This is a genomic window from Haloplanus ruber, from assembly GCF_024494725.1.
Lineage (GTDB): Archaea > Halobacteriota > Halobacteria > Halobacteriales > Haloferacaceae > Haloplanus > Haloplanus ruber.
In genome coordinates this window covers 1,493,240-1,505,787 of the sequence record NZ_JANHDK010000001.1, presented here as the reverse complement: position 1 = coordinate 1,505,787, position 12,548 = coordinate 1,493,240, and the positions used below count along the sequence as shown (strand labels likewise).

At 60.9% G+C, this 12,548-nt stretch carries 25 protein-coding genes; 6 read left to right on the top strand and 19 right to left on the bottom strand.

The genetic code is table 11. The features are described from left to right. Window positions 1-92: 92 nt before the first annotated feature. The 12 genes from NO878_RS08040 to NO878_RS07985 all read right to left on the bottom strand — a co-directional run bounded on the left by NO878_RS08040 (window position 93) and on the right by NO878_RS07985 (window position 6,086). Complete coding sequence (locus tag NO878_RS08040; RefSeq protein ID WP_256405438.1) at window positions 93-509, bottom strand: hypothetical protein; 417 nt, start codon at window positions 507-509, stop codon at window positions 93-95. A gap of 2 nt (window positions 510-511) precedes the next feature. After that, entirely contained in the window at window positions 512-865 is a 354-nt protein-coding gene (locus NO878_RS08035; RefSeq protein ID WP_256405437.1) for a hypothetical protein, read from the bottom strand. 88 nt (window positions 866-953) lie between these two features. Beyond that, entirely contained in the window at window positions 954-1,265 is a 312-nt protein-coding gene (locus NO878_RS08030) for a hypothetical protein (RefSeq protein ID WP_256405436.1), read from the bottom strand. Between the two features lie 21 nt (window positions 1,266-1,286). Beyond that, a complete protein-coding gene (locus tag NO878_RS08025; RefSeq protein ID WP_256405435.1) occupies window positions 1,287-2,042 on the bottom strand; it encodes a hypothetical protein in 756 nt (251 codons plus the stop codon). A gap of 1 nt (window position 2,043) precedes the next feature. Beyond that, complete coding sequence (locus tag NO878_RS08020; RefSeq protein WP_256405434.1) at window positions 2,044-2,565, bottom strand: hypothetical protein; 522 nt, start codon at window positions 2,563-2,565, stop codon at window positions 2,044-2,046. Continuing rightward, a complete protein-coding gene (locus NO878_RS08015) occupies window positions 2,565-2,864 on the bottom strand; it encodes a hypothetical protein (protein ID WP_256405433.1) in 300 nt (99 codons plus the stop codon). Before NO878_RS08015 ends, NO878_RS08020 begins: the two co-directional genes overlap by 1 nt. Window positions 2,865-2,952: 88 nt before the next feature. Beyond that, complete coding sequence (locus NO878_RS08010) at window positions 2,953-3,099, bottom strand: hypothetical protein (protein ID WP_256405432.1); 147 nt, start codon at window positions 3,097-3,099, stop codon at window positions 2,953-2,955. Continuing rightward, the gene (locus NO878_RS08005) at window positions 3,099-3,872 is read right to left on the bottom strand and encodes a hypothetical protein (RefSeq protein WP_256405431.1); all 774 of its coding nucleotides are present in this window, start codon (window positions 3,870-3,872) and stop codon (window positions 3,099-3,101) included. The genes NO878_RS08010 and NO878_RS08005 overlap by 1 nt, the downstream gene beginning before the upstream one ends. A 3-nt stretch (window positions 3,873-3,875) precedes the next feature. Continuing rightward, window positions 3,876-4,457 (bottom strand): hypothetical protein, encoded by a 582-nt coding sequence (locus NO878_RS08000; RefSeq protein WP_256405430.1) that lies wholly within the window; start codon window positions 4,455-4,457, stop codon window positions 3,876-3,878. After that, on the bottom strand, window positions 4,444-4,968 hold the full coding sequence (locus NO878_RS07995) for a hypothetical protein (protein ID WP_256405429.1): 525 nt from the start codon (window positions 4,966-4,968) through the stop codon (window positions 4,444-4,446). The genes NO878_RS08000 and NO878_RS07995 overlap by 14 nt, the downstream gene beginning before the upstream one ends. After that, the gene (locus NO878_RS07990; RefSeq protein ID WP_256405428.1) at window positions 4,968-5,663 is read right to left on the bottom strand and encodes a hypothetical protein; all 696 of its coding nucleotides are present in this window, start codon (window positions 5,661-5,663) and stop codon (window positions 4,968-4,970) included. The genes NO878_RS07995 and NO878_RS07990 overlap by 1 nt, the downstream gene beginning before the upstream one ends. 3 nt (window positions 5,664-5,666) lie before the next feature. After that, a complete protein-coding gene (locus tag NO878_RS07985) occupies window positions 5,667-6,086 on the bottom strand; it encodes a hypothetical protein (protein ID WP_256405427.1) in 420 nt (139 codons plus the stop codon). Between the two features lie 88 nt (window positions 6,087-6,174). Here NO878_RS07985 and NO878_RS07980 point away from each other — a divergent pair, with 88 nt between their 5' ends. Continuing rightward, entirely contained in the window at window positions 6,175-6,375 is a 201-nt protein-coding gene (locus tag NO878_RS07980) for a ribbon-helix-helix domain-containing protein (RefSeq protein WP_256404083.1), read from the top strand. Between the two features lie 73 nt (window positions 6,376-6,448). On the opposite strand, the gene NO878_RS07975 is transcribed toward NO878_RS07980, so the two are convergent. The 3 genes from NO878_RS07975 to NO878_RS07965 are packed head-to-tail and all read right to left on the bottom strand — an operon-like array spanning window position 6,449 to window position 7,745. Continuing rightward, entirely contained in the window at window positions 6,449-7,306 is an 858-nt protein-coding gene (locus NO878_RS07975; RefSeq protein ID WP_256405426.1) for a hypothetical protein, read from the bottom strand. Then, entirely contained in the window at window positions 7,303-7,536 is a 234-nt protein-coding gene (locus NO878_RS07970) for a hypothetical protein (RefSeq protein WP_256405425.1), read from the bottom strand. Before NO878_RS07970 ends, NO878_RS07975 begins: the two co-directional genes overlap by 4 nt. Then, window positions 7,536-7,745: a hypothetical protein gene (locus NO878_RS07965; protein WP_256405424.1), complete on the bottom strand. Its 210-nt coding sequence runs from the start codon at window positions 7,743-7,745 to the stop codon at window positions 7,536-7,538. The genes NO878_RS07970 and NO878_RS07965 overlap by 1 nt, the downstream gene beginning before the upstream one ends. Before the next feature lie 119 nt (window positions 7,746-7,864). On the opposite strand from NO878_RS07965, the gene NO878_RS07960 reads away from it, so the two are divergent. Further along, a complete protein-coding gene (locus tag NO878_RS07960; protein ID WP_256405423.1) occupies window positions 7,865-8,122 on the top strand; it encodes a hypothetical protein in 258 nt (85 codons plus the stop codon). 431 nt (window positions 8,123-8,553) lie between these two features. Continuing rightward, a complete protein-coding gene (locus NO878_RS07955) occupies window positions 8,554-8,754 on the top strand; it encodes a ribbon-helix-helix domain-containing protein (protein WP_256404083.1) in 201 nt (66 codons plus the stop codon). 92 nt (window positions 8,755-8,846) lie between these two features. Here the strand turns inward: NO878_RS07955 and NO878_RS07950 are convergent, their stop codons facing one another. Both NO878_RS07950 and NO878_RS07945 read right to left on the bottom strand, forming a co-directional pair. Next, window positions 8,847-9,170 (bottom strand): hypothetical protein, encoded by a 324-nt coding sequence (locus NO878_RS07950; RefSeq protein ID WP_256405422.1) that lies wholly within the window; start codon window positions 9,168-9,170, stop codon window positions 8,847-8,849. A 682-nt stretch (window positions 9,171-9,852) separates the two neighbouring features. Further along, complete coding sequence (locus tag NO878_RS07945; protein ID WP_256405421.1) at window positions 9,853-10,182, bottom strand: hypothetical protein; 330 nt, start codon at window positions 10,180-10,182, stop codon at window positions 9,853-9,855. Window positions 10,183-10,370: 188 nt separating this feature from the next. Here NO878_RS07945 and NO878_RS07940 point away from each other — a divergent pair, with 188 nt between their 5' ends. From NO878_RS07940 to NO878_RS07930, 3 genes are all read left to right on the top strand, one after another. Continuing rightward, a complete protein-coding gene (locus NO878_RS07940) occupies window positions 10,371-10,949 on the top strand; it encodes a tyrosine-type recombinase/integrase (RefSeq protein ID WP_256405420.1) in 579 nt (192 codons plus the stop codon). A gap of 26 nt (window positions 10,950-10,975) precedes the next feature. Beyond that, window positions 10,976-11,182, top strand: a complete 207-nt coding sequence (locus tag NO878_RS07935; RefSeq protein WP_256405419.1) for a hypothetical protein — start codon at window positions 10,976-10,978, stop codon at window positions 11,180-11,182. 159 nt (window positions 11,183-11,341) lie between these two features. Then, window positions 11,342-11,521, top strand: a complete 180-nt coding sequence (locus tag NO878_RS07930) for a tyrosine-type recombinase/integrase (RefSeq protein ID WP_256405418.1) — start codon at window positions 11,342-11,344, stop codon at window positions 11,519-11,521. Between the two features lie 384 nt (window positions 11,522-11,905). On the opposite strand, the gene NO878_RS07925 is transcribed toward NO878_RS07930, so the two are convergent. After that, a complete protein-coding gene (locus NO878_RS07925) occupies window positions 11,906-12,160 on the bottom strand; it encodes a hypothetical protein (RefSeq protein ID WP_256405417.1) in 255 nt (84 codons plus the stop codon). A gap of 24 nt (window positions 12,161-12,184) precedes the next feature. Then, window positions 12,185-12,505: a phage repressor protein gene (locus NO878_RS07920; RefSeq protein WP_256405416.1), complete on the bottom strand. Its 321-nt coding sequence runs from the start codon at window positions 12,503-12,505 to the stop codon at window positions 12,185-12,187. Window positions 12,506-12,548: the final 43 nt, after the last annotated feature.

Below are 12,548 nucleotides of genomic sequence, written 5' to 3'. Positions count from 1 at the left end.
TTTTGAGCCAGCGACGCGGCTTGCTTAACGAAGCGGAAGAGTAGGTTAGTCACATTCGACTCTTCCGCTTCGCTACTACCTTCAGAGCGACGCTATCCCGCCGCCTTCTGCGGATTCAACAGAGCAGATGCCTCCATGTAGGTAGTCGCGGTAGTTCCGTTCGATGCCGGTTCGATGACGGTGAGCCGAACGAATCGAGACCCGTTCACGAGCGTGTCGAACCACTCGGTCACTCCCGCATCCGAGGAGACAGTCGGACCGACCCACGTCTCACCGTCCGGAGACGCTTCGACTCCGAACTGAGCGGATGACTCGGTATCTGCGCTCACCGCAACGTCGAGCGTATCCTTCCCGCGAGTGTCGAGTTCCACGAGGGCGCCAGTTGAGTCGATGGCAACCCCGGTCTCGAAGGTCGAGTAGGTGCCATCGTTGGCTATCGGCACGGAGCGGTCCTCTCCGTTAGACACATTCTCGATGTCGTTCACGTCGGAAATGCCGTCTAGGGGCACGGTCAGACCACCTCCCATCCGACAGGCTGGACGATGACGAAACGATCCGTGTTGGTGCTGAGGTTCGAGACTTCGACAGTAAGCGACTGCTCGAACGATTTGGCCGGGATGAACGTCACCGAGAGGTCGTCGACGTCCGTCGGCGGAATCCTCGACGGCCCGTAGATGTTCTCACCGTCGGCCTTTGCCTGGTAGCTCATCTCAGGGTACTTCGAGACGGCGAGGATCGGCAGGAACATCCGCGTCTCGGACTGCTCGGGCGTGAACTCCGCCGTAAGCTTCTGTCCGGGCGAGAGGACTGCCGACACGGTCTCGTTGAACGGCGCGTCGTCGGGATCGGGACAGGGAACCAGCATCACTCGCCCTCCGTTCGGTCGTCGACCTGCTCGTCGAGACGGCGCCGCTCGCGCTCGACGTCGATCTCCTCGATCTTCGCCTCGCTCTTCATCCGCGCACCTCCGTGTACGCCCAGTAGGCGAGGATGAGCGTGTTGATCGCGGTCCAGATGAGCAGGGCGTCCTCGGTCGAGAGGCTTCCTGGTGCGGCGAGGGACTGGATCGTGTCGGAGGTCCCGCCGGTCACCGAGGCGTCGGTCTCGACGTCGGCCGCTCGGTTGCCCGTCGACGATGTCGAGGACGAGCAGCAGCCGGCGCACCCGCATCCCTGTCCGCCGGCGTTGCCGCCGTCGGTCATCGTGTGGACCTGTCCGGTGCGCTGTTGCTGTCCGGTCGTTGTGGCATCCCAAATAGGACTCATATAATCTCCCGAGGAGTCGGGCTACCGACTCCCCATATCGGACTTGATCAGTTGCTTCAGCCCTGCCACCGTGGTCGATCCACGCTCGACCGGGACATGCAGAAGCATGTTGTCCGGCGTGGCGCCGTCGTCAGCAGGGTCCTCGAAGCGGACTTCGTACGGCGCCTTCACGTAGACGTTCAGGCGCATGTCGCTGGCGAGGAACGGCTGGAGGGCCGACTCGTTCAGTTCGAAGTACTCCGGCTGTTCGGCCTGCTTGGTCTGGTTGACGAGGTTGAGCGGCCGCGAGTACAGTTCCTCGTTCGCGCTCGCCGACGAGGAGGGCGTGGCCTTGTAGACTTCGAGCGTAGCCGTCTCGCCCGGCATGTAGAACACGTGGACGTTGTTGTTCGAGCCGGGGTCGGTCACGTCGATGGAGTCGTTCGCGTAGTCCACGGCGTCAGCGCTGCCGTAGTAGGACCCACCGATGTAGACGACCACGTCCTGCGTGTTCGGACACTCGATCAGGTCGTGGCTCAGGTTGAACGTCTCCGTGTTCCCGCCCGTGCCGTCGCTGCTGAACTGCTCGTAGGCGGGCACGGCGACGCGGAAAGGATTGCTCCGCCCGGAGAGGATGCGATGCACCGTCTCGACGGGAAGCTCGACGATCCGCGAGCGCGAGCCGGTCGTGTTGACCGCGATCTCGGCCTGGTCGCGGAAGTTCGTCGGGCCGATCCCGCCCGAGGAGCGCGAGACGCCGCGCAGGTCGTCGATGACGTCCTGTGCCGTCCGCGCCATCCTACCGCCCCCGGTTGTACGGCCCTTCGACGGCGGTACTGTCGACGTAGAACTCCGATTGCGACCAGTCGACCTCCGACGGCGCTCGCGCGGAGATGTAGAGGTCCTGAATGTCCGCCCACTCGATGTTCGAGACGGGATCGCCGCCCATGTTCTCGGGGGAGGTGAGGACCACCTTGGTCGCGTCGACGTTGTCGACGTTGCGCTGCTCCTGAAGGCTGTACGAGTTGTAGACGCTGATCTGCTCGACGCGCTTGGAGACCTTCATGCGCTCGTCGGTCCCCGCGGGGCTGATCTCGAACTGGAGCTTGGTCGAGACGGCGAGCAGGTCACCGTTGGAGTCCCGAAGCTTCGCGTAGATCGGGACGCCCTGCTCGGAGCCTTTCGCCACGCGGTTGAGCAGCCGGAGGAACGTGCCCCGGTCGGGCACGATCCGGGCGATGGGCGTCATTACGCCCGGCGTGTTGGTCTCGGTCTCGACGACGTCGCTGGTGTCGCCGTTCGAGATGAAGATCTCGGCCATCAGTTACCGCCCCCGTCACCGACGGAGGTGACTCGCTGCTTGATGTCCGCCCGCTCGGCGAGTTTGTCGGCGACGTAGAGGCCGCCACCCATTCGGGCCATGTTGGTGCCCTGAGGAAGGTAGCCGGCACCGAGTACGACGCCGACGCCATAGACCTCGTCGGGGAGGTCCCACGGCATGTTTGGTTCGATCAGGTTCCGTGCGACTGTGGGAGCCATGAAGCCCCCGAACAGGATGCCGACGTCCGTCCACATGTCGGAGTCGGCGAGCGTCTCGAAGCTGTCTGCAAGTTCTCCCATGCTACGACCGAGGTTAGTAACTCGATGGGTTTGAAACAGAAACGAACGATAGAAGCCCTCTACTGTGGATTAATGCGGACCACAGTCTTTAGCTGTCCGTGTTGAACTGCTGCATCATCAGACGGGCGAGTTCGGCGTTCGTCGGCTCGTTCCCGTCTCGCTGCTCGCCGACGTCTTCCTTCAGGTCCTCGAACCACTCGCTGTCCTCGCCGTAGAGGGTGATCTGGGTTCGCATCAGAACGGGTGTCGCAGTTCCTTGTCGCTCCCACCGTAGTGCGTGCTCCTCATCTCGATTTCCGACGAGTCACGGCGCTCCATGTAGCCGTCATCGTCCGAGTATATCCACTCAGACATGACGACCACGCCGTCTTGCTCCTCTTTCTTGAGCGCGACTGGTCCGTCAGTCGGATGGTGAAGCTCTGCCGGAAGATTCCGAATCTCTCCCGCTGTCTGCGGGTTGTGGACTTCGACAGGATACTCGACGTCGAGTTTGCCCCGGTCCTTGTCGCTCCCGAACCCTCCGAGTAGCCTTGCGTTCGTCTGTGAGATAACCGTCTCATCGAGTTTCTGGAGCCGCTGGACCATCCATACGGACGAGACACCGCCGCGTCCGGTGGTTGCGAGCAGTTCGATGGGTTTCAGAAGCGCCCCGCTCTGAGGGGCGACCGTGTGGGCCTCGTCGATCCCGACCAGGACGCTCCCGTCGACCATGCGGGCGGCCTGCGCAATCGTGGCGACGACTTCGACCCACGAGTCGTTATCGACCGCTCGGGCGACGATGAGCTTCGGATTCTGCTCGATGAGCGTTGCCCACTCGGCGGCGTCCAGTCCCGCCTCGGCATCGTCGACGCCCATCCACCGGACCAGCCCCTCCTTCGCCAGCCCACGGAACTCGTCTTTCCAGTCGAGGATGACGACGTGATCGAACTCGTCGAGGTTGTCTTCGAGGTAGCTCTGTGCTACGTAGGACTTCCCCCACCCGCTCTTTCCTGCGATCAGCATCCGCATGGGTCAGTCCTCCAGTTCAGCGGCGACGCGGTGGATCGACGACGTCGTCGACGAGAGGTTGCCGGCTAAGACACCTTCGACGGCCTCGCCTCGGGTCCAGTCGACCACTTCGCGGGTGAACTCCCGCAGCGGGATGCCGAACGTCTCGCGGACGTGCAGGTCCGCGATCTGGGCGTCGGTCATGCCCTCGACGTGATCGGGCGCCGCCTGTCGGTAGTTCTCGCCCCAGGTGGCGATCTGGTCGACCCAAGCTTCCCGATCCATCCCGAGATAGTCGGCGGCGCGGTCGGGATCGTCCAGGTGGCCGGCGGCAACCTCGTCGAGCCACCAGTCTTCCATGCGGTCATCGGCGAGGGCGTCGGCGAGGCCGAGCAGCTGCTCCTCGCGAGCGCCGGCGTCCAGGTGGCCGACCGCCGCCTCGTCGACGTCGGCGGCCTCGGCGAGGCGGGTGATCGCGGCCATCTGCCGGGCTTCGATGGATGCGATAGCGTGGGCGAAGGCCTGGGCGACGGGAGTTTCCGACGGTGTGATCTGACCCATCGCCTCTTGCATCATCCGCTCTTTCATGCTGTCAATCATCGCCACCACCCCCCAACTCGGCAAGGGCCTGTGCAGGTAGGTCCGTCTTCGAGAGAAGGACGACAAAGGCCAGTCCCATCGTACCGACCATTACCTCTTTTTCAGGGGGCATGTCGGCCCGGCCGCGTTTTTCCATGACTTCTTCGAACGCCTCGTCGAGATGGAGGTCGCGGGCCATCTGCTCGTCGAGCGGATCGGCGCCGTCCTTCCCGTGCTCGTCGATCACCGCGTTCAGCCCGGAGGTGACGCTGGCGACGTACATGTCGCCCCACCCTCGACCGCGGGGGCTTCCTCGAGTGTGGTCCTCGCTGCTGGCCTCCTGGTCGACGTCGTCCTGGTCGTCGTCGATGTCCTCGTCGTCATCCTCGGCGCCGGCGCCGGCGGACTCCTCGATCTCGTCGGCGACCGCGGAGAGATCCGCGAACTCCTCGTCTTCGATTGGCGGCTTTTCCTCTTCCTCGTCGCCCCCATCGTCAGGCGGGTCTTGATGCTCGACGTCGTCGGTGTTCTCAGTCATCACAGGTCCTCCAGTTCGGTTGCGTCGAAGTTCGGCAGGTCGTCGACGTTCTCGCTGCTGGCCTCCTGGTCGACGTCGTCCTCGCCGTCCTGTTCGCCCCCTGCATCGCCCCCGTCGCTCCCCTCGCCGGAGACTAGACGGTACAGGATGAGGGCCACGGCCAGGACGGCGACCAGCATGATGATCGTCGACGTGTCGATAGCGGGGAGCAGACCAGCCGCGCTCCCCCCCTCATTGCCCCCCTTCGAGGGGGTGGTTTTGCTGGTCTTCGGGTTGGTCTCGTCGTCACTACCCGATTCGTCTGGTTGAGCGCCCTGTACCCGTCGCTGACGCTGGAGTTCATCGTCCGTTGGCATGGGGGTGTTTCGCTGGTCGTTCTGGTCGTTTGGCTGGTCGTCGTCCTCGCTACCAGCGTCAGAGGGGGCGCTACCCCCCTCGTCACCCCCCTCATCGTCCCCTTCCGGGGGGTCGTTCGGCTGGTCGTCGTCGCCGTTCTTGTCGGGCGATTTACCCCCCTCGGAGGGGGTGGTCTCTCCCTGGTCGTTCTGATCTACCAGCTCGCTACCAGCCTGGAGGTCCCCCTTCACATCCCCCCACGAGGGGTGGTCGGGGGACCCGTTGACGTGGCCTCGCAACTGGTCGATCTTGTCGGCCTGGTACTCGCACCCCTCCACGGGGCAGGTGTGGCGGGTCATCGGTTAGAGTGTCCGCTGGCCGCCCTCGGGGACGCGGAACGCGTCGGGACGGGCTTGGGTGGTCTCGGTTTCGGTGCTGGTGTCTTCGCGCTTGTCGGCGGCGAGACCGCCGGGGTTGCGCTCCGGCTCGCTCGCTGTCTCGGGGTCCGTGTCGCTACGGTCCTCGCCGGCGAACCGTGCCTGATCGTTCGCCCGGTCGCCGTCGAGGTCGCGCTGCTCGTCCGCCTCGATCACGGCGGCGGCCTCGTCGGTCTCCTCGCTGGTTCCGACAGGTGTGGACGCGGTGCCGTCGACGACCGCCTCGCGGACATCCTCCTGGTCGTCGACGTCGACGTCGTGATCGTGCCCGGTGTGATCGGCGTGGCACTCCTCACAGTCGGTGGCCATCATCCGAGCGAGATCTAGGAGCTCTGAGCCTGTCATAGAAGAGTTCACATGGATCGCTGAATCAGCTTAGACAAGTTCAAATCGTCGTACACTTGGTGCACGCTGTTTTCAGCTTGTGTTAGCTATGGCGAAAGAGAAGTTCGGCGTCGCTGTTGACGAGGAAATTGTGCGAGAAGTGGATGAACTGGTCGCTGAGTGTGACGATCTCGGAGTCAGCCGCTCCGAGATCGTCGAAGCCATCCTCACAGCATTCGTTCAATCTGAGACGAACCACATTGAACGGGTTCGAGAAATCATTATTCGGAAACGAAAGGGCACTCTATAACTAGTTTTAAACGCTGTGCACCTGGTGCACGCATATCTAAGCAAATAACCTGCTATAATAGTACTCAAACTGACTATAGTATGTGAAGAGTTCTATGACACGCTCGCTCTGCCTGGAGTTCTTCGAGACGGTCGAAGTGTTGCGGTTCGTAGCCGACCGACCGACGAACCGAGTTGACCGCCTTCGCGGCCTGTTGGGCGTTGCTCCACTCCTCACGGAGGGTTTCGAGGGCTGACTCGACCGAATCGACGGCGCCTGCGTACCCACCCATCGACCGGTGGACGGCACCGGCCTGCTGGCCCGTCAGTTCGTCCGGGCCAGGGTCACCGGATTTCAGACCGCCGTCGCTGGCGACGGGCGGAAGCATCTCATTCACCTCCTTCTCGTTATATTCACAGACATTCTGAAGGAACTCGCACGCCTCGGGGTCGCCGTTCTCGCAGTGACCGGCCGCGTGATCGCACTCGCTCGACTGCTGGGCGCGGGCAGCGTCACGGGCACGGGCGGCCTGGCGCCCCTCGTTGGCGTCAAGGCGTTGGCCGCCCCCTTCCCGACCAGCGCGTTCCATTACCTCGCGGTGTTCGTCGACGGTGAGAGTCGGATCGTAGTGGGCGGTCCAGTCGTCGACGCCATGATCGGTTGCGATTCCTTTGACGGCGCGAGCGTGCGGGACGTTCGCCCGCCCCTCCGAGAAGTCGATCCGGTCCCGTTCGCCGTCGGTGAGGGTGGCCTGTCCGGCGCTGGCTTCCCGTTCGGCGCGGCCCTCCTCGGCGTCGAGGCGTGCCTGGTCGAGTAGCCACTCGGGGGTGTCGCTCATGAAGGCGACCGTCTTCAGCCGACGGTCGTCGTCGACGGGACAGATGTACTCCTCGTGATCGTCGCGGTAGGCGTCTGCCGCCGCTTTGCTCCCGAACTCGACGGTGATACTCATCGGAAGCTCTCGAAGGCATTACCGTCCTCGAACGCTGCGACGAGGGCGGCGCCGATCACGAAGGCGACCATGATCCCCGTCTGGAGGTCGAAGTTGTAGGAGATGAGCGACGCCGACGAGGCGGTTCGTCCCTCCGATTTCGCCCGGTGGTGTTCGAGGTACTGGTGGTAGTCGTCGAACACCACCGAGGCGGCCGAGTGCTCGAACTCCGGAGGCGTCATCGGGTGCATCAGGCGCCCTCCTCGGTCGTCGTCTCGACGGACTCGCGGATCGCCTCGGCGCGGGCGCTCTCGACGTGGAAGTTCTCGACTTCGCGGGCGTCGATGATGTGATCCGGCGCCGTCGCGTCGCGGGCACCGCGGAGATACGCGGCATAGAGCGTCGACGCGGTGACTCCGGTGATCGCTACACCTGCGATTGCTGAGATTGGTTCCAGCATACGGCCGGGTAGAAGGGGATGAGGTGGATAATCCGGCCGCCGTTCACAGGCTGATCGGGGAGTCGGTTGGGGAGTGGTCTGGATGTTTAATTACCCGTACTCCCCAACGAGCGGATGTGATGAGTCAGAGTAGTGCCCGGCGACGGGCGTTGCGAGAACTGTCGGACCCGGACGCGCCGATCACGCCGCTTGGGAGTTGTACCGTACAGGATCGGAACGGATCGCTGTACTCCCTTCTGCCCCAGCCGCAGGCCGGCACTGACGGGATCGAGGGAGGAACGGAGATGGTTTTGGGATACGATGCGGAGACGCAGACGTATCTCGTTACACCGAAGCGGACTGTTGGAGAGGAACACTGGGCAACGGATTTCCTGTAACGCCTATTTCGATCCTCGGTCGTTGAGTATCCGGTTCAAGTTCTTAATTTCGAACTCATCGGCGAACAGAGCTATTTTCTCTCGAAATGCATGGTGAGACTCGATTCTAGAGTCAAACTTTTGCTCCGTTCTCACAACTCTCAATTCCTCCCGAAAAGACCAATGAGACGTATACTTCGGATCTTGCTCTCCAGTACCACCAGCGTGGAGAATCCACGTTAGACCGTCAGTGGATATTCCTACTGCCGGGGTTGCAGTCGTCTTCCGCAGATATTCGAACGCTTCTTGTCTCCCTTCCTCTATCTTGTTCGGTTCCTTGATTTCCCCAATAAGAGCCTGTCATAGAAGAGTTCACATGGATCGCTGAATCAGCTTAGACAAGTTCAAATCGTCGTACACTTGGTGCACGCTGTTTTCAGCTTGTGTTAGCTATGGCGAAAGAGAAGTTCGGCGTCGCTGTTGACGAGGAAATTGTGCGAGAAGTGGATGAACTGGTCGCTGAGTGTGACGATCTCGGAGTCAGCCGCTCCGAGATCGTCGAAGCCATCCTCACAGCATTCGTTCAATCTGAGACGAACCACATTGAACGGGTTCGAGAAATCATTATTCGGAAACGAAAGGGCACTCTATAACTAGTTTTAAACGCTGTGCACCTGGTGCACGCATATCTAAGCAAATAACCTGCTATAATAGTACTCAAACTGACTATAGTATGTGAAGAGTTCTATGACACGCTCCCAATAACTGTTCCAAGAGCGTTCGTGATACTGAAATCTGGTATCTTGTCCTCGATACCAGCGATCCCCGTCGGTTGTGGACGATAATCGTAGCCGAGTGAAACTGCCATCGGTCGAATTAGATACTCTTCGACGAATCTCTCTGGAGCTTGGCTTATCGTCTCTCCATCCAGAACAGTACCGTTGTGAATCATGTCACCTGCATGGCTCCCTGATCGCTCCTCAAGTTGCTCGATAAAAGAGCGGAAATTATGTAGGAGTGCTTCGGCACGGAAATTATTTCCAGAATCGTCGAGTTCCGATTGCGTCATTCTGGCTGTCAATATTGATCGGAAGGTGAAAAGTGGGGGTGAGAGAGGTACGTTCGAGAGTACGCTCAGAGTCGGAGATTGCCCGTGGAGACCCGTGGAACGGCAACATGGCTTTCGTGGGCAAGGCGGAAGTTCCTGATCGGTGGCATGTCGCACGGGCGAGCGTCACCAGCCCCCAGCGCCTGCCGACACCGGCCGTTCCCACATGAAAGGTCATGTTCGGCAGGGTTAAATTACTTTCCAGCTAGTGATAATAATTGTTTGTAGGTGTCAGAACGGCTAGTATGAGCATTTTCAACACGACTCTGTCAAACCAGATCACGACCTAGATTTCGCGGCCGGTCTCTCTTGAGAATCAGAGATCCGCGTTCGGGAACCACGGAAAGCTAGAACTCAGTATCCGAGAACTGGTATAGAACTGGATATGGGTGGTGCAAGAGCAGGTCAACGCGATAATCTTTTTCTCTCGGAAGTTTGTACAGCAAATGGCAGCACTTGCTGCCAGACAAAAATGTTATAGTCTGTCATTTTTGTCAGCCTGCCTTTAGGGGGCAGGCTTTTGAGTTGGCATCCGAGAAACACGGAAGGTTAGAAATCGGCGTCCGGGAAGTAGCCGAAAGTCGGACACCCGTTTCCTAGAAGACTGGAGAATCAGATATTCACGCGAAGGGCCGTTTGTATTCTACGCCGGTGGTACCCACACTTCTTGCAAGATTTTGTGTGCCTTTGCCATAACGTTGGCACGTCGTTCATTATCCGCGTGCTGTGCTTCTCGGAGCATCCCTAACACGCGGTCAATCTCTTCTTGACTCTCCTCTGGTGCAGACTGAATTTTTTCCAGTTCCTCAATCGCAACGTGGAAACACGAATCGCGAAGTGTCACTCCCGGGCCTGCACTATCCGGCTCATCGTAGTCGGTTGAGTCGGGTGGAGCGCTCCCCTCGCGTGTCACATCTATCGCTTCTGCAAGGTGTGGATTATTCGTGACATCATCCCCACTAACGTGGTCCATATTTTCCTGTCATTCTAAGAATAGTTAATGCTTGTGGGGATGAACGCATAGCCCCAAAACACGATGGAGTGACCGAGAAGCACGGAAAGTCAGACACGATCCGCCTCGACGCCAGCGTGATCACGGTCGAAAGTACTAGATGCTCACGGTTCTTTGACTGATTTGTGAGGTAATCGGACGCGATGAAGATGGAGGATCACGACGACCACGACGGTAGGAAGGTATGGCTACGCCCCGAGGAGGTCGACGCCCTGCTCGACGAGGCGGACGGGACGACACAAACGGTGGCGCTCGGACTACTCGCTCGGTGTGGGCTCCGCGTCGCCGAGGCCGCGGACGTGACGCCCGCCGACATTGTCGACACGCCCGTCGGCCCGTTCGTCCGCGTGCAGGACGGGAAGGGATCGAAGTACCGAGAGACGCCCGTGCCGACCGATCTCGCGGCGTCCATGCGGGCGCTCGCCGACGTGCGTGACGAGGCCGCCGACACGCCGCTTGTCGACCGTTCGACTCGCACGATCCGGCGGTGGGTCACTACAGCCGGCGAACGGCTGTACGCCGACACCGGCGACGACGGCTGGACCTACCTCGGTCCGCACGATCTCCGGCGGACGTGGGGCACCCTGCTCGTCGAGCGTGAGGTCGAGCCGGGATTGGTGATGGAGTGGGGTGGCTGGGAGGACTGGGAGACGTTTCGGGAACACTACCTCGGGGCGTACAGTCTGGATGCGCAGCAGCGTGGGCGGGAGAAGGTCGGCTGGCTGTAGTCTATCCTGTCGCGGGCTAGCGATTTATGCTCTATCCGTTCTACGCCGGGAACGGTGTCCGCGAGGACGCCAGTGAGAGAATGAAGGTCGCGCTGATAGAGTCGGTCACTACACCGTCCGTCGGAGCGTTGACCGGCGCGGCGTTGCTGTACGTGGGCCGGCCCATCGGCGGCGTGCTGTTCGCCGCTTCGTTGGCCGTCTACGCCCTCGTGCAGTACCACCGCGCCGAGTAGCACCCACCGCGAGGTGGGTTTCGGACGGCCCGGCCGTGGGACAGCGCTGACGGTCGAACGGTTGGCGCGTTCGACGCTTGAACATCCGTTCTGGAGGAACTAGAAACTATTCCCCTCCCTACTGAGTACGCCGAGGACGACGATCCAGGCTGGTCGTACTTGACGTTCCACGATCTGCGTCGGACGTGGGCGACGGCGCTGGCGAGCGAAGATGTCGACCCGCTGCTCGTGTGCGACCGGGGCGGGTGGAACGACCTCGAAACGTTCCTTGACCACTACCGCAGTACCTTCTCGCCGGAAGCGCAGAAGCGGGCGTGCGACGGCGTCGACCGGCTATAACGGGGCGTATACTACAAAGAAAGAGTTTTTAACAGAGTTGCTCCTATCTACAGATGCTTCAGTACTGGCGGGCCCGGCTGATTGCTCGGGCCTCCGTACCTATCCCTCGACAGTGATACGTAGGTCCTTAGCACGACGAATTAGCACCACGAGGACAAACACTGTCGTCGGGTCTGCCGAGACGCTGAGTTCGATCACTGTAATCACCTCCGTTTGGTTGTCACTGATCGGTTTGAGGGCGGTCCTCACCCACTCCGCGTGAGTGCGGAAGAACGGAATCCGCAGTGCTTCAGTACTGGCGGGCGTTCTTCAGCTAGCACTGAGTGGAATCGGGAGTGTAAAGCCGTTGGTTCGTCCGCCGAACTATCCGATTCCCGCTAGCTGTCACCCTAACGTACGTCGCGGTAGGCTATCAGCGTCAAGCTCTCCCGCGAGATACAGATAGCCGAGGGTGGTGAGTTCGTACATCGACGCATCACAATAGATCGGGGCGAGAAGCCCCGCGTCGCGTAGCTCCTCACACCGTTCTCGAATTCGATCCTCCGACGCCGTGAATCTAAAATGACGGCTCATCGTTCCGGGCGACGCCCACCCGTCGTCTTCGAGGTGTTCGAGGATGCGCTCGTCGAGCTGGTGCATCCACTTTGCCGGTCGGCGCACGGGCTATCCCTCCTGCTCTTCACCCGCGTCGCGTATGCCGTTCGCGGCCGCGCCCCCGTTCTCGTCGAGACGCACCCAGTTCTGCGTGTCAAGGGTGCCGTCAAGGTACGCCTCGCCGTCGTCGGTGAGGACGTACACGCCGTTTCCGAGGTGGCGGAGAAGGCCCTCATCGGCAAGTTTCCGGCATCGCTTGTCTACGTACTGCCGAGAGTAGTGAATCGGGCCTTCCTTCTTCATTTGTGTCGGGGAACCCGACTCGTTTTCGCGGATATACTCTAACACTCTGTCGTCGACGAGCGTCATCCAGTCCCCCGAGTGGCGCATAACCACTCTCGTTTCTGAGATCCCCTAATATATCGCAATGTCG